This is a genomic window from Corynebacterium gottingense, assembly GCF_007559235.1.
GTDB classification, from domain to species: Bacteria; Actinomycetota; Actinomycetes; order Mycobacteriales; family Mycobacteriaceae; genus Corynebacterium; species Corynebacterium gottingense.
The window spans coordinates 409,668-433,618 of sequence record NZ_VMHH01000001.1 but is presented as its reverse complement, the minus strand read 5'-3'; the positions used below and the strand labels follow the sequence as shown (position 1 = coordinate 433,618).

The 23,951-nt window shown below is 66.8% G+C and carries 20 protein-coding genes and 1 pseudogene; 13 read left to right on the top strand and 8 right to left on the bottom strand.

The genetic code is table 11. The features are described from left to right. Positions 1-48: 48 nt before the first annotated feature. From FPH17_RS02035 to FPH17_RS01995, 9 genes are all read left to right on the top strand, one after another. On the top strand, positions 49-720 hold the full coding sequence (locus tag FPH17_RS02035) for an ECF transporter S component (RefSeq protein ID WP_083299167.1): 672 nt from the start codon (positions 49-51) through the stop codon (positions 718-720). 107 nt (positions 721-827) lie between these two features. Continuing rightward, the gene (locus FPH17_RS02030; RefSeq protein WP_238397096.1) at positions 828-3,029 is read left to right on the top strand and encodes an ATP-binding cassette domain-containing protein; all 2,202 of its coding nucleotides are present in this window, start codon (positions 828-830) and stop codon (positions 3,027-3,029) included. A 166-nt stretch (positions 3,030-3,195) separates the two neighbouring features. Beyond that, entirely contained in the window at positions 3,196-4,275 is a 1,080-nt protein-coding gene (locus tag FPH17_RS02025; RefSeq protein ID WP_238397095.1) for a saccharopine dehydrogenase family protein, read from the top strand. Continuing rightward, positions 4,272-5,315, top strand: coding sequence for an ABC transporter ATP-binding protein (locus FPH17_RS02020; protein ID WP_095534861.1), 1,044 nt, complete (start codon positions 4,272-4,274; stop codon positions 5,313-5,315). The genes FPH17_RS02025 and FPH17_RS02020 overlap by 4 nt, the downstream gene beginning before the upstream one ends. Continuing rightward, the gene (locus tag FPH17_RS02015) at positions 5,312-6,064 is read left to right on the top strand and encodes an ABC transporter permease (protein WP_095279056.1); all 753 of its coding nucleotides are present in this window, start codon (positions 5,312-5,314) and stop codon (positions 6,062-6,064) included. Before FPH17_RS02020 ends, FPH17_RS02015 begins: the two co-directional genes overlap by 4 nt. Then, the gene (locus FPH17_RS02010) at positions 6,061-6,798 is read left to right on the top strand and encodes an ABC transporter permease (RefSeq protein ID WP_095534860.1); all 738 of its coding nucleotides are present in this window, start codon (positions 6,061-6,063) and stop codon (positions 6,796-6,798) included. The genes FPH17_RS02015 and FPH17_RS02010 overlap by 4 nt, the downstream gene beginning before the upstream one ends. Before the next feature lie 73 nt (positions 6,799-6,871). Next, the gene (locus FPH17_RS02005; protein ID WP_095279054.1) at positions 6,872-7,555 is read left to right on the top strand and encodes a class I SAM-dependent methyltransferase; all 684 of its coding nucleotides are present in this window, start codon (positions 6,872-6,874) and stop codon (positions 7,553-7,555) included. Next, the gene (locus FPH17_RS02000; protein WP_154878474.1) at positions 7,552-9,330 is read left to right on the top strand and encodes an ABC transporter ATP-binding protein; all 1,779 of its coding nucleotides are present in this window, start codon (positions 7,552-7,554) and stop codon (positions 9,328-9,330) included. The genes FPH17_RS02005 and FPH17_RS02000 overlap by 4 nt, the downstream gene beginning before the upstream one ends. Then, entirely contained in the window at positions 9,327-11,060 is a 1,734-nt protein-coding gene (locus tag FPH17_RS01995) for an ABC transporter ATP-binding protein (protein WP_005329286.1), read from the top strand. The genes FPH17_RS02000 and FPH17_RS01995 overlap by 4 nt, the downstream gene beginning before the upstream one ends. A gap of 17 nt (positions 11,061-11,077) precedes the next feature. Here FPH17_RS01995 and FPH17_RS11850 read toward each other — a convergent pair whose 3' ends face one another. The 3 genes and pseudogenes from FPH17_RS11850 to FPH17_RS01990 all read right to left on the bottom strand — a co-directional run bounded on the left by FPH17_RS11850 (position 11,078) and on the right by FPH17_RS01990 (position 13,065). Next, positions 11,078-11,245: a hypothetical protein gene (locus FPH17_RS11850; RefSeq protein ID WP_154762579.1), complete on the bottom strand. Its 168-nt coding sequence runs from the start codon at positions 11,243-11,245 to the stop codon at positions 11,078-11,080. A gap of 9 nt (positions 11,246-11,254) precedes the next feature. Further along, on the bottom strand, positions 11,255-11,425 hold the full coding sequence (locus FPH17_RS11845; RefSeq protein ID WP_154762578.1) for a hypothetical protein: 171 nt from the start codon (positions 11,423-11,425) through the stop codon (positions 11,255-11,257). A 432-nt stretch (positions 11,426-11,857) separates the two neighbouring features. Next, positions 11,858-13,065, bottom strand: a pseudogene (locus FPH17_RS01990) (IS110 family RNA-guided transposase). A 468-nt stretch (positions 13,066-13,533) separates the two neighbouring features. Here FPH17_RS01990 and ilvA point away from each other — a divergent pair. Beyond that, the gene (ilvA, locus tag FPH17_RS01985) at positions 13,534-14,841 is read left to right on the top strand and encodes a threonine ammonia-lyase IlvA (RefSeq protein ID WP_095545935.1); all 1,308 of its coding nucleotides are present in this window, start codon (positions 13,534-13,536) and stop codon (positions 14,839-14,841) included. A gap of 51 nt (positions 14,842-14,892) precedes the next feature. Here the strand turns inward: ilvA and treZ are convergent, their stop codons facing one another. Continuing rightward, positions 14,893-16,686, bottom strand: a complete 1,794-nt coding sequence (treZ, locus tag FPH17_RS01980) for a malto-oligosyltrehalose trehalohydrolase (protein WP_154878473.1) — start codon at positions 16,684-16,686, stop codon at positions 14,893-14,895. Between the two features lie 66 nt (positions 16,687-16,752). Between treZ and FPH17_RS01975 the strand changes: the two genes are divergently transcribed. The 3 genes from FPH17_RS01975 to FPH17_RS01965 are packed head-to-tail and all read left to right on the top strand — an operon-like array spanning position 16,753 to position 18,087. Continuing rightward, a complete protein-coding gene (locus tag FPH17_RS01975; RefSeq protein ID WP_154878472.1) occupies positions 16,753-17,397 on the top strand; it encodes an IMPACT family protein in 645 nt (214 codons plus the stop codon). Between the two features lie 48 nt (positions 17,398-17,445). Continuing rightward, positions 17,446-17,679 carry a hypothetical protein gene (locus FPH17_RS01970; protein WP_095534855.1) on the top strand — a complete coding sequence of 78 codons (234 nt, stop codon included), beginning with the start codon at positions 17,446-17,448 and terminating at the stop codon, positions 17,677-17,679. Between the two features lie 12 nt (positions 17,680-17,691). Next, positions 17,692-18,087, top strand: a complete 396-nt coding sequence (locus tag FPH17_RS01965) for an Hsp15 family ribosome-associated heat shock protein (RefSeq protein WP_095277583.1) — start codon at positions 17,692-17,694, stop codon at positions 18,085-18,087. On the opposite strand, the gene FPH17_RS01960 is transcribed toward FPH17_RS01965, so the two are convergent. From FPH17_RS01960 to FPH17_RS01945, 4 genes are all read right to left on the bottom strand, one after another. Then, positions 18,084-19,139: a GTP pyrophosphokinase gene (locus tag FPH17_RS01960; protein WP_095547227.1), complete on the bottom strand. Its 1,056-nt coding sequence runs from the start codon at positions 19,137-19,139 to the stop codon at positions 18,084-18,086. The two genes, FPH17_RS01965 and FPH17_RS01960, sit on opposite strands and share 4 nt — an antisense overlap. A gap of 55 nt (positions 19,140-19,194) precedes the next feature. After that, the gene (gene treY / locus FPH17_RS01955; protein ID WP_154878471.1) at positions 19,195-21,699 is read right to left on the bottom strand and encodes a malto-oligosyltrehalose synthase; all 2,505 of its coding nucleotides are present in this window, start codon (positions 21,697-21,699) and stop codon (positions 19,195-19,197) included. Between the two features lie 68 nt (positions 21,700-21,767). Continuing rightward, positions 21,768-22,397 carry a hypothetical protein gene (locus tag FPH17_RS01950; RefSeq protein ID WP_154878470.1) on the bottom strand — a complete coding sequence of 210 codons (630 nt, stop codon included), beginning with the start codon at positions 22,395-22,397 and terminating at the stop codon, positions 21,768-21,770. Positions 22,398-22,485: 88 nt separating this feature from the next. Continuing rightward, positions 22,486-23,913 (bottom strand): exonuclease domain-containing protein, encoded by a 1,428-nt coding sequence (locus tag FPH17_RS01945; protein WP_154878469.1) that lies wholly within the window; start codon positions 23,911-23,913, stop codon positions 22,486-22,488. Between the last annotated feature and the right edge of the window lie 38 nt (positions 23,914-23,951).

Below are 23,951 nucleotides of genomic sequence, written 5' to 3'. Positions count from 1 at the left end.
AAGTTAGGTTCCCGATCGGGAATCGGCAACGGAAGCGAGGCGGCGACGATGAACAGAAAACGTGGATCGACCAGAGAACCCCTCTCCGGAGGGGGAGTCGGGGACGCGGGCCCGGACGGGACGGGCGACGGCGACGCGGTGGCGTCGCAGACGGACGACGGGCGGTTGGTACACGTCGCACCGGTCGCAGCGGGTGGCCGACCATCCACCCGCGATATGCTCGTCGCCGCCGCGATCGGCGTCGCGGGGTCTCTCGTCGTCGTGCCCTTGACCTACCTGCAGGTGTTCGCCGGCATCGCCCACGTTTATCTCGTCGCGGCGACGCTCGGGTTGTGGTTCCTGCAGTGCGTCGTTCCCCTCATCGTCGTCCGCAAGCCTGGCGCGAGCCTCATTGCGTGCCTTGCCATGGGCGTCGTGTCCGCGGCGACCACCCCGTTCGGCGTCGCCGCGATCGGGGCGCTGATCATGGAAGGATTGCTCATCGAGCTTCCATTCATGGTCACCCTGTACCGGCGGTGGACGCGTACCCAGTTCGTGGCGTCGGCGATGTTGTTCTCCGCGCTGATGGGAACGATGGCCCCGCGCGCAGTTGGCGTCGACTCGCCGACCACGCCCATGACCCTGATCAGCTTCGCCGTAGCCTTGGCATCGAGCTTGGTGTTTTTGGTCCTGGGCTTTGCCGTCGCAAAGGGGCTTCGCAGCCGCGGGGTCACCCGGTGACCGGCGGAGCACCCGCGTGCGCCGGTGCGACACGCGGGACGGCCCCGGCCCGGTTACGGGTCAGTGGCGCTGGCGTGCGGCACGCCGATGGGCGATGGGCACCCGACATGGTGGATCTCTCCTTCGACTTCGGTATGATCAATGTCATCACGGGACCCGTGGGATGCGGAAAGACGAGCCTGGCCCACCTCATCGCTGGACTGATCCCCTCGCACATCCCCATCGACCATGCCGGATCCGTGCATATCGTTGATGTCGACGGCACCGAATGCCCCGTGGACGGGGACCGGGTCACCTTCGTCGGGCAAGACCCGGCGACGCAGGTGCTCACGCTTCGAGTCGTCGATGACGTATCCATGGCCCTCGAGTTTTCCCTCGTGGAAGCCGACATCGTCGCCAAGCGATCAGCCGCGGCCCTATCAGAGCTCGGGCTGTCAGAGCTCGCGGAGAAGGATCCGTGGGCTTTGTCGGGCGGGCAACGCCAGCGGATGGCCATCGCCGGCGCGATGGCCAGTGCGCCGGAGGTCATGATCTTCGACGAGCCCGCGGCCCACGTCGACGAGGATGGTCGCCGGTCACTGTTCGCCGCTATCCGTGATTTGCGGGCCCCGGGGCGCGTCATCCTGCTCATCGAGCACGACCTCCGCCCGTTCGACGGGTGGGTCGACACGGTGACGATCCTCGATGTGGACGGGAGCGTCGCCGCCCACGGAGCGCCGGATGGCATCGCGGTGAAAGGCATTGCGACGACGGCCGCGACCGCCGGAACGCCGGACGCCAGTACGCCGGGCACGGGGGTGCCGGACCGTCCCAATCCGGAATCGGAGGCGGAGGCCGTTCCACTGCTGGCCTTGACCGGAACCCACGTGGCCCGAGGCGGGGAGAGGATCCTGAACGGGGCCGATCTGACACTGGAACGGGGCGAGATTCATGCCCTAGTCGGTGCCAACGGAGCCGGTAAGTCCACCTTGCTGGCGGTGCTGTCGGGCCAGATGAAGGCGGGAGCGGACCTCCGGATTGACGGCGCGTCCGCCCGGCGCGTCCCCGACGCCTTCGCGTCGTTGGCGTTCCAGAACCCCGAGCACCAGTTCACCCGCGCGACCGTCGCCGCGGAAATCGACTCCGCGCTGGCCGGCACGGACCCGCACGGACCACTCGGCGCCGATGAGCTGCGGAAACTGCGGGAAGCCTTGTGCCCCCGGGCACTTGACCCCGTCTCGCCGTTCGTCCTGTCGGGCGGACAGAAAAGACGGTTGGGCATCTTCCTGGCGGTGGCGGCCAATCGCCGTTTGCTGCTTCTCGACGAGCCGTTGGCGCATCTGGATTCGCCGAGCTCGCGCATCGTACTGGATGCCCTAGCGGAATACGCAGGGGCCGGCGGAACCGTTGTGTTCACGTGCCACGACCGCCGTGCTGCGCGAACGTGGGCGGATCGGGCGAGCATCGTCGCCGAAGGGAAGGTCGCCTGGTCCGGTCCCGCAGCCGACGTGCCGGCTTCCCCGGAGTCGTCCCGGCGGGATCGCGCACTGCCCGCGGCCGGCGCACGGACGTCCTTGGACGAAAGCCCCTGGACCAGTGGATCCGCCGCTCGAAGGCGCGCGGGGTTGAACGCCATCACGATTGTCGCGGCGGTGATGCTCGTCCTCGTCGCCGGGCTGCTCTCCGGCGGAGACGCCGTTCTCGCTCTGACGGGGGTCGCGTTCCTCGCACTCGCTGCGATCGCGGAACGCGACGTTCGGGCGACGGCGGGGAAGGTCCTCCTCGTCCTGTTGATCGGGGTGTTCTTCGGCCTGCTCGGGTGGCGCTCCGAGTTCTACGGCAGTGGGGATCCGGCGGAGGCTGTCCGCCACGGCATCCATCACGGACTGCTACTGACGGCCGTGTTTGCGGGGACGGTCCTGGTCTCCGCGTGTATGCGCGTCGAGGAGCTTTTCGACGCCATGGTGCAACGCCTCCGGGTGCCCTACACATGGTGCACCATAGCGATTTCCGGGGTGAGCATCGCGGCGTTCCTGCGCAGCGAAATCCCCCAGCTGACATGGGCAATTAGATTGCGCTCGATGCGACCGGGGCAGTCTTTCCGCTCCGGCTTCATTCGCGCGACGACGCCCGCGCGCATCGCCTTTCCCCTGTTCGTCAGCGCCGTGCGCTGCGCCGAAAAGCTGTCCCTGACCCTGGTGATGCGCAACTTCGGCCGCCATCCGCGGCGTACCTTCCGCACCGATCACCCCTGGCGAGTGCGTGACGGTTTCGCGGCCGCAGCGTCCGCCGCGGCCTTCGTTGCCGCCCTGGTGTCCGCAGTGACTTGACGGGCACCCGGAACCGGCGGGCCCCGAGCCCGCGAGCGTTTCCGAGCCTGTACGGAGACGCGCCCCACCCAGTTGCTTCAACCCTTCAGACACATCCTCCGGGTCGCGCCATGCGGGCCCGGTCCGCCCGGCACCGGCATGGCGCCGACAACCGAAAGAGGTACCAGTGAACACGATCCGGACCATCAGCGACGTGCTTCGGGACAAGGCCGATGAGACGAAGAAGGGGATCACCTTCGTCGAGAATTGGCGGGACGTCCTCGTCCCGTACGGCCGGGTCCATGCGGAGGCGGTGGCGGCTGCGACTCGGTTGGCCGAAGCCGACATCGGCCCGTTCGAGGTGCATGCAGACTCACTCGCCCGTGCTTGCATCGACTCAGGCACCGGGTACATCGACGTCAACGATTCGATCGACGCCCGCCGCGCAATCATGGCCCTCGACGGGGATGCTCGGCGGGAGGGGGTTCCCGTGCTCACCGGGTTCGGCCTGTGCCCGGGCTTGTCGACGGCCCTGTTGATGCTCGGGGCCTGCGCTGCGGGGGCCGAAGAGGTCCGCGATGTGCGGGTCGATCTGCGAATTGGCGCCGACCAGGAATCCGGGGCCGCGTCGGTCGAGTCGATGTTCCGGACCATTCGCGGCGGATACCGCGCGATGCTCGGCGGCGCCATCGTCGAAGTGCGGCGCAACCTGGTGTCGTCGCAAAGCGGAATCGGCTACGAATGCCCGGACATCGACGTCGTACGCGGGGTGTGCCCCTCGATCCTCGGATTTTCCTACCACGTCGCCTTCGATGCTCTCCCCGATGAGTCGGTGGAGAAGATCCGCACGTCGAGACTGTACGCGATGCCCGTCGTCTCCGGTCTGCTCGCCCGTCTCGGGGCGGCCGTGACGTCGCGGAAGGCGCGGGCGAACGGCACTCCGCAACCCGCCGAGCTGGTCATCGCACTGTCCTCCGCCGGCGCGGGCGATGCGGGGTCGGCGGCCGAGACAACCGTCGTCCGGGCAACTGGCCCGGGTTCCTACAAAATGACCGCGGCCATTGCCGCCGCCACCGTTGCGTCGGTCGCGGGGAAGCCAGTCGCGCCGGGGTGCCGGGATCTCGTCAGCCACCCCCGGCTCCTCGAACCGGTCCTCGCCTTCGCCCGCGATGCAGGCATCCATATCGAAACGCCGCATGACAACCCGACCACGGGGCCACTGCCGGCAGCGGCCCACTGCGACACCAAAGAAAAGGAGAAACGATGACGGATCAAGCTGAACGGGGTGCGGCGATCGTCGTCCGCGACCTCACGAAGAGCTACCCGATTGCGGGCACAGCCGGCACCGCGCCCGAAGGCGGGGCAGGTGCTCCGCCGGACGGCGGGCGCAAGGGAAAGCGCGGCGCCCGGATGCGCAAGCATGTGCTCGACGGCGTGAGTTTCACCGTGCCCGCCGGGTCGATCGTGTCGTTCCTCGGCCACAACGGCGCAGGCAAGACCACCCTCATCCGAATCCTGTCGACGCTCATCACCGCAGACTCCGGCGAGGTGAGCATCTTCTCGCGCGATGTGAAAGAGGATCCGGCGGGCGTGCGCGCCGACATTGCCACCACCGGCCAATTCGCGGCGATCGACGAGAACCTCACCGGCCGGGAGAACCTGGAGTTCTTCGGGCGTCTGCGCGGACTCGACCGCGCCGACGCGGCCGCCCGCGCGACGGAACTGCTCGCGCAATTCTCGCTCGCGGACAGTGCCTCGACGCTGGCGTCGGCCTATTCGGGTGGCATGCGGCGCCGCCTCGACATCGCCGCGTCGCTGTGCGTCGTGCCCAGGTTGCTGTTCCTCGACGAACCCACGACGGGGCTGGACCCGGTCAGCCGCGAAGAGTTGTGGGGCTTCATCCGGCAACTGCGGGACGACGGAATGACCCTGGTGCTGACCACCCAGTACCTGGAAGAGGCGGAGGCGCTGGCAGACCACGTCCATCTGCTCAAGGACCGCCGCATCGTCGCCAGCGGAACGCCGGAGGAATTGCGCCGCGACTTCGGATCGCACGTGCTCCGCGTGTCCTTTGCCACCACCGCCGAGGCGGAGGCGTTCGCCCGCTGCCTCGGAGGAACGTGCCTGGACGGCGCCCGCGTCGCGGGGAAGTCGGTGTCCCTCGACGTCGACCCCGGACCGCAGGTCCTCGAGGCGGTGGCGCAGGCGATGGAGGCCTCGGACGCGTTGCCGGATTCGCTGAGCGTGTCGCCGCCCACCCTCAACGAGGTATTCATATCGATGAACGCAGGGGGTGCGGCGCGATGAGTGCGACGTCGGTCGCGGCGTTCCTCCGTCGGGATCTGCTGCTGTTGCGACGCAACACCGCGTCGCTGATCTCCATGTTCGTCGTTCCTCCCCTCTTCCTGCTGTGCCTGTACGCGGTGTTTGGGTACTCGGCAGGGCAATCCGGCTTCGGGTACCTGCGTTTCGTGCTCGGCGGCTGCCTGTTCCAGGCGGCGATGTTCACCGCCGCGGCGTCGGCGATGGCGGTGGGACAGGACGTCGAATCCGGGCTCGTTGACCGCGTGCGCGTGTTGCCCGGGGCCACAGGCGGCTATGTCGCCGGCAGGCTCGCCACCGATGTGCTGCGGATGTCCGCGTCGATCGCGGCGCTGCTGGTCGTCGCGTGGTCCTGCGGCCTCGACATGGCTCTCGGTGACGTCGCGTGGACAGTCCTGTGGTCACTGCTCGCCGCCGCGGTCCTGTCCCTGGTCACGGACGGGGTGATCCTGATGGTGCCCGCCCCGGTGTCGACAGCCTCATCGATCCAGGCGCTGGAAATGCTGCTGCTCATGTTCTCCACCGCGTTCATTCCGGCGACCGCTTTGGACGGCTCCCTGCGCGACGTCGTACGTCACATGCCGTTTTCGCCGATCATCGAGGTGATCAGGGCGGCGTCCCCGGATGCCTTCCCGGATAGTGCCGGGGAAGAGGCCGCCCTGTGGCTCGGTGTCGCGGCGGTCGCCGGAATCGTCTTGTTCATCCGCCGGTTCACCTTGAGGAGCGAATCATGATCGACGCCATTTTCGTGCATCTGCGGCGCATCGTCCACACTTGGCTGCGGCGCCCTGACTTCTGGTTCATGACGTTCATTGCTCCGCTCGTGTACCTGTTCATCGTCAACCGCATGTTCGGTGGCCTGGTCAGGCAGCTCACCGGAGAGTTCGAACTCCCGAACGCGGTCATCCTGGTCGTGACGACGTGGGCGTTCATCTTGGCCATCACGGGATCGTCCACTGTGTTCGTTGAACGCAGCAATGGCCTCCACGAGCGGTTGATCACCATGCCGGCACCGTACGCGGCCGTGCCGACCGCACGGATCATCGCCGAGTTTATCCGGATCATGGCGATGACGGTCGTCGTCGCGGCGGTGGCCGCCTTGCTTTCCGACAGCCCCCCTGAGGTGTCCTGGTGGTGGAGGATCACGGTGACCGGCGCGATGGTTGCCGCGGCGGCCGCATGCACCGGCACGTACATCGCGTTCTCCATCACCAGCCCCCAGGGATCCGTGGCCCTCATCCCGTTAATCATCGTTGCGATGTTCGTCAACACGGTGCTCATGCCCGCCGACCACTTCCGTCCCCTCCTGCGCGGAATCGCCGGGCACACCCCCGTATCCGCGGCCGGCGAGGCCGTCAACGGCACCGGGGCTGCGGGTCTGGTGGTCTGCGCGGCCTGGTTCTTTGGTATCGCTGTGCTCGCGGCGTGGGGCATCGCCGTGAAAACGAGGCCGGGGGAGTCTGCATGACGGCCCGCGAATCCGAGCATCTAACCCGAAACCGCCGCGTGGACGCGGCCCACACACCCGGAGACAGAACCAAATGAAGTCGATCGCCCAGATCGTCCAGAACAACCGCAGGCTCCTCGCGGCCTACGAGGACAAGGTCCAGCCGAGGTTCCTAAGCCGCTATGCGCGCGAACCGATGGACGCCGCTGCCGTGTACCGGAAGCTCCGTGCGCTGGATCCCGGGCCGGATGCGCCGGCCCGGGTCCTCGACCTCGGTTGTGGAACCGGGTGGCTCGCCCGCACGCTCGCCGCTGAGTCTCGCTATCGCAGGGCGAACATCGTCGGCTACGACCTGTCGCCCAATGCGATCCGCATCGCCCGCGAACGCGCCGCCGCCGACGGGCTCGGGGCCCGGACGGAATTCCACGTTGCCGACATCCTCACGCCGCTCGCGGGAGAGCCCGGCGGGGCCTGTGAAATCTGGGTGTGTGGCGCGCTCCACCAAATGAAGGATGCGGGAGCCGCGCTCGGCAGGGTCTCCGGGCTGCTCGCCGACGGCGGCATCGCTTACGTGCAGACGTTCGTCGAGGATCCCGACGTGAACGAGCGGGTCGACATGGCCGTCATGGAGAAGACGGGCCACCGGGTGTTCCGGGGCAGCGAGCTCGAGGACCTCGCCGAAGCCAACGGGCTGAAGCTGGACGGAGTCTCACGCGCCGGCATGGTGTATTTCTGCACTCTCACGAAGAAAAGCGCGATCGGGGAGGCGGGCAAGTGAGCGCCGTGGACGGGACCGTAGGCCCGTGGTCGCTGCTCGCCCCGATTCGGACCCGGATGCGTGCGGTGGTCGCGTTATCCGTCCTGTCGTCGGTGGCTACCGTCGCTTCGCTGGTCGGCATCATCGACATCGCGATGACGTACCCGGAGGCCCCGGAGCATCGGACGTGGTTGGCCGTGGCTGTCATCGTCGTCGCCGCAACGGTGCGCATGGCCGCGGACGGCGCCGCCGGCATGCTCTCGCACCGGGCGGATAATGACCTGCAGCTCCACCTCCGGTGCCGGCTGGTCGCCCACATCCGGAAGTTGCCGTTGGGCTGGCTGGACGCCCGGCGCTCGTCGGGAATCATCGAGTCGGTTGAGAAGGACGTCGCGGCTGTCCACCAGCTCATGGGCCACACCGTCGGTGAGACCGTGGTGGCGGTGCTGGTTCCCCTGCTTTCCCTCATCGCGCTCGTCGCGGTCGATTGGCGGATCGCGGCGGTGGCGGTCGTCCCGGTGCTGGTCACCTTCGCCCTGATGGGCGTGATGATTTCGCGCGGAGCCGGTCTTCAGCGCGACTACGAACGAGCCTCTGAAAAAGTGACGGCTGCGGTCATCGAGTTGGTGCGCGGCATCCCGGTGATGAAGTCCTTCGGACGCGCCAGCCAGGGCGCGGGCCGCTACGATGCCGCGGCGTCGTCGTTCGTCCGCGCGTGGTCCGCCTGGTCCCGGCAGTCGAACATCTATCTCGGGCTCATCGACGTGGTGACGTCCCCGATCACGGTCCTCGCAGTGATGTGCGGCGCCGGCCTCGCTTTGAGGGACACTGCGGGCGGCAAACCGGAGGGTCTCGTCGCCGGGCTGGTTCTCGGCCTTGGACTCTCCGCGGCGATCGTGAGGGTGGCTATGAACTCCGAACCCATCATCGCGGGGATCGCCGCCCTGAAGTCCATCGCGGAGGTGCTGGGCACGCCGCCGATCACCGAGTCCGTCGAGCCGGTGCCCGTGCACGGAGGCGCGCTCGAGGTTCGGAACCTGGTCTTCTCCTACGGGGATGGGCCGCGGGTCCTCGACGGGATGTCCGCGACGTTCGAACCGGGGACCCTCACGGCGCTGGTGGGGTCCTCCGGTTCCGGAAAGTCCACCGTCGCCCGGCTGTTGGCGCGTTTCCACGACCCTGTCGAAGGCTCGGTGCTGCTGGGCGGCGACGATCTTCGCGACATCGCCGTGCGCGACGTGCACCGTTCGGTGTCGGTGGTGTTCCAGGATCCGCAGTTGCTCACGCTGCCCTTGCGGGAGAACATCCGGCTGGCCAGGAGAGACGCCACCGACGGCGAAATCATGGCGGCCGCGAAGCTCGCGAACCTCGATACGGTCATCGCGGCGCTGCCGAAGGGCCTGGATTCGGTGGTCAACGTCGACGTGACCTTTTCCGGTGGTGAGGCGCAGCGCGTGGCCATCGCGAGGTCGATTGTCACGGACGCGCCGGTGCTCATCTTCGACGAGGCAACCGCTTACGCGGATCCGGCTTCCGAGGCCCTCATTCAGTCCGCAATCGAGCGTTTGGCTCGTTCGCGGACGGTGATCGTGATTGCGCACAGATTGAGCACGATCCGCAACGCCGACCGCATCCTCGTTCTCGATGGGGGAGCGGTCGCGGAGGCGGGCACCCACGACGAGTTGCTTGCGCGCGGTGGCCGTTACCGGGATCTGTGGCGCGCGTTCGCGCTCGACGACGAACCATCCGCCCCGCGGGGCACTGAAGCAGACGATGAAAAGGCAGGGAACCGATGATCCGGGACTTGTGGTCGATGACGGATCGGCGCTCGAAGATGACGCTGGCGTGGCTCATTGCGTTGGCCGCGCTTGCCGCGCTGGCACAGGGAGCGGCGTTCGTCGCGCTGCTGCCGCTGCTGTCGGCTCTGGCCGTGGGAGATGATGCGACGGCGTGGCGTTTCACCGGCGTTATCGCCGGCCTCGCGGCCGCCCATGCGGTGCTGTCCCTCGCCGCGGGGACGGTCGGCAGGGCGAATTCCGCAGCGGTGCTGTCGTCCCTGCTGCGTTCCCTGGGCGAACGCGTGCTGACGTTGCCACTCGGGTACGTCACCAAGTCCACGGCCGGCCGCTTTTCGGAGATGGCGTCTTCGGGCATGGCGTTCGCGGCGTCCGTGCCGCACGTGATCCTGCGGCCCGTCATCGCTGCTGTGGTTGCGCCGACCGTCATCGCTCTCGGAATTCTGGCGGTGGATTGGCGCGTCGGGTTGGTTCTCGTCGCGTCGGCGCCGGTGCTCTTCTTCGCCTACCGGGCCATTGGCCGAGTCGGCGGGGAGTCGGACGAAGCGCATGCTGACGCCGTCGCTGCCGTCTCCGGCAGGCTGATCGAGTTCACCCGCGGCCAGCAGGTGATTCGCGCCGCGGGCGACGGTTCGGCGGCGGACGCGATGGTGGATGAGGCGATCCAGGCCCAACACGATGCGTTCGCGAAGGCGACGTCGACGCAAGGCGCGGCCATCGGACGGTTGGGCTCGGTCGTCCATGCGGTGTTCACGGCGGCGGTGGTCGTCGCCGTGGCGGTCGCCGCGACGGGCGGGATGTCACCGGCGCATTTGGCGTCGATGCTCATTGTGGTCGTCCAGTTCACCGGACCGATCACCACGGCGGGAGCGTTGTCCGGCGGTTTCGGCGCGGGCCGCAACACGTTGGCTGCGCTGCGTGACCTGCGGGCGATCCCCGCCCTTCCCGAACCGGCCGCACCGGAGCTGCCCGACGGGCATGACGTGGAGTTCCGCGGCGTGAGCTTCGGGTACGGGGAGAAGAAGGTCCTCGACGGCGTCAGCTTCCGTGCACCTCAGGGAGTGCTGGTCGCCATAGTGGGACCTTCGGGGGCGGGCAAGACGACGGTCATGCGGCTGCTGTCGCGGTTTCATGATCCGGACTCGGGGGAGATCCTCATTGGCGGGGTGCCCTTGCCTCGGATCGGCACCGACGGCGTGAACTCGCTGGTGACCCCGGTGTTCCAGGAGACGTTCCTCTTCGACGCGTCCGTGCGGGACAACGTGGTCTTCGCCGACCCCGGATTCGGTTCCAGGCCCGGCGACGGAGACCGCTTGCGCGAGGCCGCCCGGCGATCCGGGGTGGACCGCATCGTGGAGCTGCTGCCTTCCGGGTGGGATAACCCGGTGGGGGAGGAGGGGACGCTGCTGTCGGGAGGCGAGCGGCAGCGCGTCGCCATCGCCCGGGCGCTTCTGAAGGATTCCCCGGTGGTGCTTTTCGACGAGCCGACGTCCTCGCTGGATGCGGCCACTGAGCGGGCGATTGTCGGCACGATGGAAGCGTTGCGCGGCGATCACACCGTGATCGTCGTCGCCCATCGCCTGCACACCGTCCGCGATGCCGACCTCATCGTCGTGCTTTCGGAGGACGGGACGGTCGCAGAACGGGGCACGCACGATGAATTGCTGGCGAAAGGCGGCCGCTACGCCGAGTCGTGGACGTGCCGGACGGGAGGCTCCCCGGGCGCCTGATCCTCGTCCGTCGAGGACTATCGCTCCGGTCCGGTACCGGTGCAGTGGTCCCGCCACGCCGTCCCGGTCAGCGGGTCCTCGACGATGCCCTGGGCGACAGGGTCGTAATTGAAGCCGTAGTGCTCGGTGCGGTGGGCGGGGCACACGTCTTGGACGGTGATGTTGGTGACGCCGGGTTCCCGCACGAAGGAGTTTTAGTGGGGGAGCACGGCATTGTCGTGCCGCGTGCCCAGGAAGGTGTACCGAACGCCCGGTCGAGTGATGTCGCCGATGGTCAGCTCATTCAGCAGCATGGAACCGGAGATCTGCTGTTCCCAGGCAAGCGCGTTCGTTTTGCCGGCGTTTCGGGAGTATCCGTGGCGCATCTCGGGGTGGACGTCAAAGCGATCGGCTGCGCTGTGCGCCCGGGGCCCGTGGTTCGAGGCCCGGTACCGATGAGCTGTTCGACGACCCGGTCCCGGGAATGAGGATGACGGGCAATTCACCGTCCCGGGGCGGCACCGGAAGTCGTTGGCGCCGGGGGCACCAGACCGGGCTTGGCCATGGACAGGGCCCGGGCGGCCGCGGGTGAGGTTTGCCGGCGGCCGGGCCACCGGTCGGGAAACCGCCGTCCGACAGCGACGAGGGGATTCTCGTCACCTCGTCGGGGGGTGTTCCTATATAGGTTGTCAACTCCGCGGGTGGGCTTGTTGGGGGGTGTGAACGGCTTCTGCTTCGTCTCGTAGATGTTGTTTTGGGTACCTTGAGGAGCCGATTGGGCTTGCTGTGCAATCGGCTTGGATGGGGGTCTGGTGGCTTTAGGCTGCTGCGGCCTCCTGGATTGTGGGGATGTCTCGGTAGAGCTCGCCGTTTCGCATCATGGCGAAGAGGACGTTGAGGCGTCGGCGTGCGAGTGCGACGACTGCGGCGTTGTGTCTTTTGCCTTCTTTGCGTTTTCGTTCATAGAATTGCCGGGAACGCTCGTGGAATCTGATCGATGCAAAAGACGATTGCCATAGGGCGTTCTTTAATTTTTGTTGCCAGCGCGGTTGGGCGAATTCGACATAATGGACGTTCCTGATTGATTTGTCCGTGGTGATAGGCCTGCATAGGACGCTAGGTGCGCTGCATCGGGGAAGTCGGACATATCGCCAACGGTCATGAGGATCTGTGCTGCGCTACGTGGGCCGATGTCGGGCATGGATAAAAGAATCTCGGTTTGAGGAATGTCTTGAATGAGCTTGAGTACCTGTGCTTCTATTTCCTTGCGATGCTCTAGTTTGGCCAGTGCGTCTTTGGCGGACATTGCTACGCCAAGTTCGGCGTATTCTGCGCCGGCAATGGACACGGTCTGTCCGTGGATGGCAGCAAGCATGGCATCGATGACAGGCTCGGGATTGCGCGCTTTGTGACTGCGCGCAAAGGCTGCTAGGCGTGTTTTACCGATGCGTCGAATCTTGGTGGGGTCACCGTATTTCGCAAGTAGGTGGAGGATCCATTTTCGGTGAATCATCTGTCCGCGCAGAACATGTTCGAATGCAGGATAGGTTCCTACGAGCGCGGATCGCATCTGGTTAATCAGGCGTGTGTAGGCCCGGGCGAGATCTTCGTCAATACCGTTGAGTACTTTCAGCTGGATAAAGACTTCCTCAACGCGGTCGACACTGCGCAAGGAATCTGGAAGGTTAAGACCGGCATGGGCGATGACGTAGGCGTCGCGTACATCGGTTTTGGAGTTGCCGACGTGGATGCGAGAGAGCTGTCGCATCGCAAGCCCTGGTAGATAGCGAACATCTGCCCCCATGTCTTGGGCGACTGCGACGGTTAATCGGCCGATGTTGTTGGGTTGATCGACAATGACCAGGACCGAGGCGTTGTCGGTGAGGAATTTGCCGAAGAGCTTGCGTAGTGAGCCTTCATGCTGGTTGATGCGTTTGGATAGGACTTGCCTGCCTTGGGGATCGAGGACGCAGGCGTGGTGGAAGTATTTGCCGACGTCTACGCCAATGACGAAGTCATAGGCCATGGGTGTGTGCCTCCTAGCGATGAATGAGAAGTTGGACTATTTAAGCTTCATCACTGGGGTTGGTCGGACATACTTGGACTGGCACCCACATTACTGTGAGACCTCATACCACCTGGGCTGGGTCAGGTTCCTATTAGCAGTTTGAGTATGTCACTGTCTTCGGCGACATCACCCCCCCCGGATCATTTTCAGACAGGGACAGGAATAAGCCATACCGAAGCCAGTGACTAGTTCCCCTGTCCTTTCAGACGGAGGGAACGGAAGTAAACATAGCCCGCCCAATCGGGCGGACAGGTTATGAATCTTCGGTGCCCTGGGGTGGAACTGCTAACAACGTAATGGGCATCCTAAAGTGGGCAGGTAGTTCCAAGGAGAACGCGTGGTGAACACTTGGTGAACCGTGCGGGTGAATGAAAACTGGCGGCGATAGCCCGCGCGAATACCTGTTCACGGATAGACTTGTCCACCATGAACGCAGCCACCGAGCACAATGAACAGTCAACGAGCAACTACCAACCGGTCCACGCTGCCGACATTCAAGCTGCTCAGGCGAAAATTTCCTCGGTGATTGAGCCGACCCCGCTGCAGTACTGCCCGCGGCTGTCGCAGCAGTACGGCGCAGATGTGTACCTCAAGCGTGAGGATTTGCAGGACGTGCGCTCCTACAAGATTCGCGGCGCTTACTACAACATCTCTCGCCTGTCCGCTGAGCAGCGCGCAGCGGGGGTGGTCGCGGCGTCGGCTGGCAATCATGCGCAGGGCGTCGCGTACGCCTGCCGTGCGCTAGGGATCCAGGGCAAGATCTTCGTGCCCAAGCCCACACCGAAGCAGAAGCGCGATCGGATTATGGTCCACGGCGGCGACAACGTCGAGCTCGTCGTGACGGGCAATACGTTCGACGAGGCGGCGGAGGCGGCTCGTGCCGACGCCCGCGAGCGCGGGGCAACAATCATCGAGCCTTTCGACGCCCGCGATACCGTCATCGGGCAGGGCACGGTTGCCGCCGAGATCCTCGCTCAGCTGACGGGGCTTGGCCGGGAGCTGGACACCATCATGGTGCCCGTCGGCGGCGGCGGCCTGCTCGGCGGGATCGTGTCGTACGTGGCAGACATGTCGCCGCGCACGGCCGTGGTGGGGGTGGAACCGCGCGGCGCGGCGTCGCTCGCCGCAGCGCTCGAGCACGGGGGTCCGGTGACGCTGACGGACATTGACCCGTTCGTCGACGGTGCGGCGGTCAAGCGCATCGGCGCGTTCCCGTTCGAGGTGATCGAGCACAACCAAGGGCGCACGCACCTTTTGCGCGCGGACGAGGGCGCGGTGTGCACCGAGATGCTGGCGCTGTATCAAAACGAGGGCATCATCGCCGAGCCCGCGGGCGCGCTGTCGGTGGCGGGACTGGCCGGGATGAAGGTCCAGCCGGGGTCCACCGTCGTATGCGTCATCTCCGGCGGCAACAACGACGTGCTGCGTTACGCGGAGGTCATGGAGCGCTCCCTGGTGCACCGCGGGCTCAAGCACTACTTCCTGGTGAACTTCCCGCAGGAGCCGGGACAGCTGCGTACCTTCCTCACCGACATCCTCGGCCCGGACGATGACATCGTCCTGTTCGAGTACCTGAAGAAGAACAACCGCGAGACCGGCGCGGCGCTGGTCGGCCTGGAGCTCACCCGCGCGAGCGACCTGGAGCCGCTGCTGGAGCGCATGGATGACTCCGTCATCGAGTGCCGCCAGCTCACGCCCGGCACGCCTGAGTACGAGTTCATCGTCTCCAGCTAGCCGAGCAAGCCCAGTGGGCCGAGCTAGCCCAGCGGGCCAAGCGGGCGCTGCCTAGCGCTGGATGTAGGCGATGCCCCAGGGGTCCAGCACCGTCTCGTCATCGCCGACCTGCGGGTGGGTGAACGAGTACAGCAGGGTACCGCCGACCGGCACGGTGACCGGCTCGTCGCTGAAGTTCGCAGCCAGCACGACCGTTCCGTCAGCGCTACCGTCCGCCATGGTCAGCCACTTCTCGCCGTTGTCCACCTGCAGCGTGCGCAGGTCCTCGCGGTTGCAGCCGTGCTCGCGGCGCAGCTGGATCAGGCGCTTGTAGGCGTCGTGGACCTGCTGCTGCTCGTCGGTAAAGGTCCAGTTCAGCTTCGCGGACGTGTAGGTCTCCTCGTTGCCCGGGTCCGGCACTTCGTCGTGGTCCCAGCCCTGGCGGGAGAACTCGTGGAGGCGACCCTGGCGGGTGCCCTCCAGAATCTGCTCATTGGAGTGGGAGACGAAGAAGGGGAACGGGGTGTCCGCGCTGAACTCTTCGCCCATGAACAGCATCGGGGTAAACGGGGAGTGCAGCAGCACCGCAGCCTTGAGCACCTGCTGGGTCGGGGTGAGGTTTTGGCTCGGGCGGTCGCCCGCAGCGCGGTTGCCGGTCTGGTCGTGGTTGGTGGTGTAGGACACCAGGTGCCACGGAGCGACGTGGGAGAGGTCCAGCTCGCGGCCGTGCGTGCGGGCGCGGTACTGCGAGAAGGAGTTGCGGAACCGGTAGCCGTTTCGCAGCGTATCCGCGAGGATCTCGGTGGTGCCGTAGTCCGCGTAGTAGCCCTGCTTCTCTCCGGTCAGCAGCGTGTGGATCCCGTGGTGGAGGTCGTCGAGCCAGTGCCCCTCGAGCCCGTAGCCGCCGCGCTCGGGGGCGCTGATCAGGCGCGGGTCGTTCTGGTCGGACTCGCCGATCACGGTGCGAGGCACGCCGGTGTCCGCAGCGAGGTCGTCGCCGATGCGGGCGATTTCTTCCATGATGGAGAAGGCGAGGCGGTCGTCGTAGGTCTGCACCGCGTCCAGGCGCAGCCCGTCAGCGTGAAACTCGCCGAGCCACTGGCGCACCGCATCCAGGATGTAGGCGCGGACCTCGTCTGAGCCGGGGCCGGAGATGTTGATGACCTCGCCCCAGGCGGTGAGCCCGTCCGTCAGGTACGGGCCGAACTCGTCGTTGTAGTTGCCCTCCGGGCCGAAGTGGTTGTACACCACGTCGAGGAGGACGGCGATGCCGCGGGTATGCGCGGCGTCGATAAGCTCCTTGAGCCCCTGCGGGCCGCCGTACGTCTCATGGATGGCAAACCAGTCGACGCCGTCGTAGCCCCAGTTTCGGGTTCCGGCGAAGGGCTGCAGCGGCATGAGTTCGATGGTGTTGACGCCCAGCTCGGCGAGGTAGTCCAGCTTCTCAATCACGCCGGCGAAGGTGCCGGAGGGGGAAAAGGTGCCCACGTGGAGCTCGTAAATCACCATGTCCTTGGTGGGGATGCCGGACCAGTTGTCATCGTTCCACGCGAAGTCGGTGCTCACGACCTCGGACGGGCCATGCACGCCCTCGGGCTGGAGGCGCGTGCGCGGATCCGGCATGGGGATGGACCACTGGGTGCCGTCGAAGAGCGAGAAGGTGTAGTGCTGACCCGGCTGCGGGGCGATGGTGGCGGGGTCGAGCGCCCACCAGCCTGCGCGCTCCGTGTCGGGCTGCATGTCGTGGTCCTCGCCGTCGACGGTCACGCGCACCTGCTGGCCCTTCGGGGCCCATACCTCGAACTGGGTCGGGGTGGTGTGGGACGCAGCATTATTCGCAGTGTTTGTGCTGTGTGATTCACTCATGTTCCCCAGCCTAAGGAGGCGACTCGAGCACTGCAATGACGTCCCCTGCCGGTAGACTTCACCCCTATGCTGAGCACCTACGAGCTGCCCGCCGCGGGCGCGCCGACCACCCACGAACTTGAAACTAAACGTTCCCGGTTCATCACCTGGGTGGGACGCGTCGAATCGGAGGACGAGGCGCGCGAGTTCATCCACGCAGCGCGCGAGGCGTTCCCGGATGCGCGCCACCACTGCTCGGCGTTCATCGTCCACGTCGACGGCGCGCAGCCCATCGAGCGCTCGTCCGACGACGGCGAGCCGTCCGGCACCGCGGGCACGCCCATGCTCGAGGTGCTCAAAGGCTCAGGCCTGGTCAACGTATGCGCCGTGGTCATCCGCTACTTCGGCGGCACCAAGCTGGGCACCGGCGGGCTCGTCAGCGCGTACACGCACGCGGTGACCGGCGCCCTCGAGGACCTGGCGCGCGCCACCCGCAACCTCCGCGAGCTCATCACCGTCAACCTGCCGCACGCCGAGGCCGGACGCATCGAGTCGGAACTGCGCAACGCGGGCATCGAGGTCGTAGACATCGCCTACGGGTCACTGGCCACGTACACGCTCGGGTTCGCCCCGGGGGAGCGTGAGCTTGTCGACGCCCACCTGGCAGCGTCCACCCAAGGCACCGTCGAGTCGAAGGAAGCCGGGCACCGGTGGGTGGAAACGACCGACTGATCCGCGGCAAACGCCGGCTGCGCGTGATCCCGCGATAGACTGTGCAGCATGACGATGAAGCCTCGCCTCAATAACCCCATCGCGCGCCGCAAGGAAGCTGTGCGCAAGTACAGCCGGAACGCCGTCCTCTGGGCCGGCGGCGGAGTGGTCGGCGGTGTCGCCCTCGGCCTCATCGCAGGCTCATGGTCGCTGCTCATCCTCGGTTTTGTCGTCGCCGTGGTCGGCGGCGTGGCCAACTGGATGAAGGTGCAGAAGATCGTGAACCATAAAGACGAGTACTAAAGGCGCGGGCGAATGACCCAACCCGATGGGAGGCCCGATGGGAGGGCAGTGCGGATCGACGCCTGGCTGTGGGCCGTCCGCATCTTCAAGACCCGCACCCAGGCCGCGGAGGCCGTGCGCGCCGGGCACGTCAAACTGAACGAGCAATCGGTGAAACCTGCCGCGCAGGTCGTGCCCGGCGACGCGGTGCGCGTGTGGAAGGACCACCGCTACCGCGACCTGGAGGTCACGGCAACCGTGCGCAAGCGCGTCGGGGCGCCCGTGGCCAAGCAGTGCTACCTCGACCACTCGCCGCCACCGCCTCCGATGGACATTTTCGCCACGATGCCCAAGCGCGAGCGGGGGGCGGGGCGTCCGACGAAGAAGGAGCGGCGCGAGACCGACCGCCTGCTGGGTCGGCGCCGCTAGTTCGCCGCCCGGAGCTGCGCAAGCCGCTTGGTCAGCCGCGCCCGGCGCACCTTCGGCCGGTTGCCGGCGTCCCAGGTTCGCTCGATGTGGTCGGTGCCGTAGCGGTTGAGCAGGAGGTCGTCGACAAGCCTGACCTGCCCGGGCACGAATGAGTAGCGCAATCCGTTGGTTACCGCCTCAAGGTCCGCCGGGTTGAGCAGCTCCGCGACCTGCGAGACCCGCTCGAGGCCGTGCGCGCGCAGCAGCTCGTTGAGGAACCGGTAGTCCGCCGCCCGCGAGAGTGGGTAGCGCGAACCGAGCAGCACCGTGAGGATGCCGGGCAGCGTCTCCGGCGCGATCTGCGCCTCCACGTCCGCCCCCTCCGTAGGTTGCACATCCGTGATCCTGGCGATCTGGTCAAACTGCTGATCGGCCAGCTCAATGAGCCCGGCAGCGAGCGTGAACGCACGGTCCACCTGCGGGTCGACGTCCTCAACAGCCCGTTTGTAGCGCACGTCGTGCTCGAACTCGGCCCAAGCATGCTGAAGCACCGTGCGGATCTGCACCTCGAAGGCAGTCCCCACATACTCCTCGAGCCCCTCGGACCTCTCCTGCACCCGCAGCACCAGGTGGTGCGAGCCGTAGCCGAATCCGCCGGCCACGCGCGTCTCCTCCGCCTTATCCACGCTGCGCAGGACCTCAAACTCATCCGCCAGCAGCGTTTGCACCGCGGGGATCTCAGTGGAGTGCAGCACCGTAATGCGCGCCCCGATGATGTCCTTAATGTCCGTCCACGGTTCCGGGTAGACGGGTTCGCCGTCGCGCATCTTGCGCGCCTTTTCCTTCAGCGAGGGCCACGTCTTGATCCGCACGTCCACCCGGTCGAAGTTCACGGCGGCATCGCGCATCAGCTCGTGTAGCGCGTGGCGGAACGCCGTCGCCGGGTCCTCGTGCGCATTGAGCCAGTTGAAATAGGTAGAGCCGAGCCGGGCGATGGTCGCGTCGGGAACCCTCGCCTCAGCCTTCCGCGCCCCCTTGCCCGCCCGGGCGCGCTTCTCCTGCTCGTTGCTCATCAGAAGCTACAGCATACCCCGCTGCATGCTTATCGACGCCCCCACAGTCCCATCCTCACGCCCCCGCACGCACGAACAGCGCCACCGGCAGCGCGGAGAACACGTCGGCGACCTGCACAGTCCCGCGAAACTCCCGCCTGCTCAGGCGCTCGACCCACGTGCCCTCCGGCAGGTCCACCGTCGTTTCGCCCCAGCCGCCGGTCCTGGCCAGCTTGAGCGGCTCCCGGGTGGCGAGCCCAATCACCTGCGCGTCCTCGCCCTGCATACCGCGCGCCATGCCGACGAGGTGGTGCTGCGCGGGACCCAGCGCGAACACGGCCCGGTACGAGCCCTCCGAAAATACCTCCGGCCGCTCGTGGCGCAGCCGCAGCGCCTCCGCCGTGACCGCCTGCTTCGCGTGGTTGCCGCGCTCCGCCAGCGCCTCGGGGGTCGGCGGAACCTCGCCGTACAGGAACCGAGCCACGTCGAATGACTCACCGCTGCGGGCGGCGTCGTACTGCGCGAGCGTTTGCGCCCGGGCCGTGTAGTCCACGAAGGCCCTGTTGTCCGGGTCCACGAGCGCAAGTTCCACGAACTCCTGGCCTTGATACGTATCTGGAATGCCCGGCCCGACCAGCTGGAGCAGCTTGCGGCCCAGCGACACCTGGACCGCCCCGATGTGCAGCTGCCGGACGAACGCGCTCACCCGCGCGGCGGCCGGTCCGTACAGGACAGCGTCCACCCAGTCCAGCACCCGCTGTTCGTAGCGCGCATCCGGGTCCACCCAGGTGGTGTGGAGTGCTGCCTCGCGCACCGCCTTCGTGGCATAACCGTGCAGGCGCTCCCGCAGTGCGTCCGTCACCGCTCCGTCCTCCGGCCAGACGCCGATGATGTTCTGCAGGAGGAAGTGGCCGGTCGCGCTGTCCGGCGGCGGCACCAGCGCAACAACCTGCCGCACCAGCTCGGCGAAGTCGTTCGGCACCTCGGTGAGCTCGATGATCCGCGCACGGGTGTCCTCGCTGCGTTTTGTGTCGTGCGTGGACAGCGATGTCATCGCGTGCGGCCACAGCCCGGCGCGCTCGTCCTGCAGCAAGTGGAACTCCGCCGCCCCGACGCCGAAGCGCCCCGGCGCTCCGCCGACTTCCTGCAGCGCCACGAGCCTGCTCGCGCGGTAGAACAGCGTGTCCTCGACGCCCTTGGCCATGACGGCACCGCAGACTTGGGCGAAGCGGTTCTTCGCCTCGCCGGACGCGAGGAAGGCAGCCGCGATGAGGTCGAGCGCGTTGCGGCGAGAGGGGAAGCGCTTGGCCATGTCCGAGATGACGCTGGACGTGATGCGCGAGAGCGACCGGTAGTCGGCGCGGTAGACGGGCATCGCCGCGACCAGCTCGATCACTGTCGACGCCAATTGCTCATCCGAGACTTCCGCGGTCACCGCGGAGAAGTTGTCGCGGCGGATGGCGCGGACGAGCCTGCGTACCTCGGCGCCCAGCTCGGAGGAGGCGACGTCGTGCTTGAGCTGCTGCTCGCTCGCCGCGATGGCCTCCTCGTCCCAGGTCGAGCCGGATTGCTGCAGGGCGAGCATGCTTAACGTGTCCTCGGCCGAGCGGTTGAGAAAGATGCCGTCGAGTTCCCGCAGCGCGTCGTACCCGGTGGTGCCGTCGACGTGCAGGCGCGGGTCGAGCGGCTCGTTGACGCCAAGGATCTTTTCCACCACGAGCCACCGGTCGTGCCCGACGAGGTCCCGCAGGCGGGAGAGGTACGCGAAGGGATTGGTCAACCCGTCGGGGTGGTCGACACGTACGCCGTCGATAAGCTCTTCTGCGATCAACTGGCGAAGGAGTCGGTGCGTGTGCTCGAAGACGAGTGGGTCTTCCTGGCGCACCCCTGCGAGCCCATCGACGGAGAAGAAGCGGCGGTACGAGATTACGCCGTCGCGCCAGTACATCAGCTTGTACGGCTGGCGCTGGTAGACCTCGAGCGGGTCGTCGTCGAGACCGCCGTACGACCCCGGCGCGAGGGGAAAGTAGTTGTCGTAGTAGGCCAGGACATCTTCCCCGCCCGGGGCAGCGCCTGCGGGGAATTCATCCTCGGCCAGGTGGGTGAGGCGGAGCTGCTCCTCGTCGCCCTCCTTGCCAAGCACCGGGAGCCCGAGCTTGCCGCCGGCGCCGTTGTCCTCGTGCCAGTCAATATCAAAGTAGGTGGCAAACTCGGAGTCCGCGCCAAGCTTGAGCACGTCCCACCACCAGCGGTTGCGGTGCGGGACCTCCACGCCCACGTGGTTTGGCACGATGTCCAGCACGATGCCGAGACCGGCGTCGTGTGCTGCCCGGGCGAGCTCGCGCAGGCCCTCGATGCCACCCAGCTTGGGGTTGACCTCGGTCGGATCGATGACGTCGTAGCCGTGATTGGACTCCGGCATGGCGGTAAAGATGGGGGAGAGATAGAGGTGCGATACCCCGAGGTCGCGCAGGTAGGGGATCTGCGCCTGCGCCTCAGCAAACCCGAACGCCCGGCCCGCCGGGTCGGCCCCCGGGCCGCGCAGCTGGAGGCGGTAGGTGGAAGTGATGGGTCGACGCATGGTCGTGCTGCTCCTTGAGCTGGAATGAACGGGGACACAGGGACACCCCATTCACCATAGCGAGGTGGCTAGTAAAAGCGGCGTATCTTGCGCGGACGGCACAGCAGGAGCGGGAAGCCGAGTGAGTACCGCATCAGGCGCTCCCAACCGATGACACCGGCGACGTCCCTCGGTGGTGCGTCGAAGACGAACAACTTGTTGTCATCAGCAACGTGGTACAGCAATTCGTGCTCCGGGCGCAGCACTTCCGTGAAGTGCGAGTGCAGCACGTCGAAGGTTGTCGGGTGCGTCACCCACCCCGCGGCCGTCCACCCAAGCGCTTGGACCTCAACGCCGCGCGGGAGCGAGCCTGGTGCACCACCGAGCGCGATCGACGCGTCTCGGACCCAAAACGCCTCCTCCGGGCCGCGCTCCTCGGCGAAGCGGAGCAGGCGCGCGGCAGCGTGCTTCCACGCTTGGTGCTCCGAAAAGCCCAACATGCCCACTTGCTGGTGCGTGAGCGCGGCCGTTGCCGGGGTGTCAAACACGCACGCCAGGCCGGGCGACAGGCCGACGTACGCAGTTGACGAGCACAGCCCGGGCGTGAGCCACGCGTACGGGCCGGTGGAATAACGCTCGTCTCGCCGGGCGAGGCGGGGGATGAGCAAGGCAGGCAGCTCCGGGGCGCGGGGAGCCAGGGTGTCAGAAAAATGCGTCATGCACTATTAGACGCAAAAACTGCCGCCCCGGTTCCATGCGTTGCCAAAAAAGTTGAAAAGTTTTTTAACGGAGGGGGGAATTGGTAGGTCAGAACGGTGGTTCGTCGTCAAGCCCGAGCACCGAAAGCAGGCGATCCGCCTGCCAGATCTGGATCTCCTGGCCGTTTTCCTGCAGTTCCTTGGCGCGCTTTTCTTTCGAGGTGACGCTGTTCCAGGCACCGACGACCAGGAGCGTCGTCTTCTTGGTCACGTTCTTGCCCACCTGGCCGCCGTGCTCGGCGATGCCGTTCCAGAGCGTGCCCTTGTCAAAGGGCTCGAACTCGCCGGTAAGCGTGACGTGCTGGCCATACAGCGGCGAATCCGGGCTGGCGTCCACGTTCGGCTCGGGGACCTTGTCGGGCGTGGCCACAGACTGCCAGGGAGCCGGGCCGCGCTGCCCGTCGCTCGAGGCCCCCGAACCCTTGCCCGAGCCGGATTGCCCACCGCGCTTCGGCCCGGCCTGGTTACTGCCGCGCGGCGCGGCGGCAGCCTCCACGACAGCCTGCACGCCGCCGGCGGCGAGCAGCTCCGCTTGCGCGGCACTCCGCGTCCCGGAGCGGTCCCGCGTCACCGGCGTGACCTTCGCCTGCTCGATGGTGCCCAGCACAAAGCCGCTGCTGTGTACGAAGCTGGCCAGGGAGCCTGTGTGGTGCGCCCGGCGTGCCAGGCCGAGCATGATGCCGGCGCACGCGGCCGCGTCGGCGCACGCGTCGTGGTGGTTGTCCAGGCCCACACTGAAGTACTCCGAAAGCGTGGGCAGTCGGTGGTTGCGCACGTCAAGGCGCTCCGCGCGCGACTGCGCGAGCGTGCACGCGAACAGCATGGGCGGAACCGGGTGACCCGTAGCCACGCACGCGCTGTGCAGCGCCGAGGCGTCAAACTGCGCGTTGTGCGCGACCAACGGCAAATCGCCGACGAAGTCAATCATCGCGTCGATGCGATCAGCCACGCCGGGCGCGTCAGCCACATCATCGGCGGTAATGCCGTGGATGGCCACGTTGCCCGGTTCGAACTGGTTGCAGCTCTCAGGGGGTTGGCATAACCAGGAGACGCGGTCGACCTCTTCGCCGTCCACGAACTTGACCAGCCCGATCTGGCAAATCGAACCCCAGTTTGGGTTAGCGGTCTCTACGTCGAACCCCACGAAATCGAAGCCGGGGATCGCGCCAGAAGCCTCCGCATTATCGACGTCCGGGGCTTCGCCCCGGCGCGCCGCAGCCACCAGCGACGCGAGCGCTTCTACCTGCGACGCCTCGCCGGGCGCGAAGCGCACCACCTTGGTGTCCCCAGCCCCGAGCGTGATGGTGAGGCGGCCTTCTTGCCACCCGTCCCCGGGCTCGGTGGTCACCTCGGTGATGTCCGCGACGTCCACGCTGTGCTCGTCGGACTCGCCCGCGAGGGCGGCGGCGAGCGGCGAGGGGCGCCACACCACCTTCGAGTTGGTCACCGTTACCAGGGCGCCGTGGGCGGAAATCACGTGAACTACTCTCCAATCACAGGCAAATGCGGGTTCGC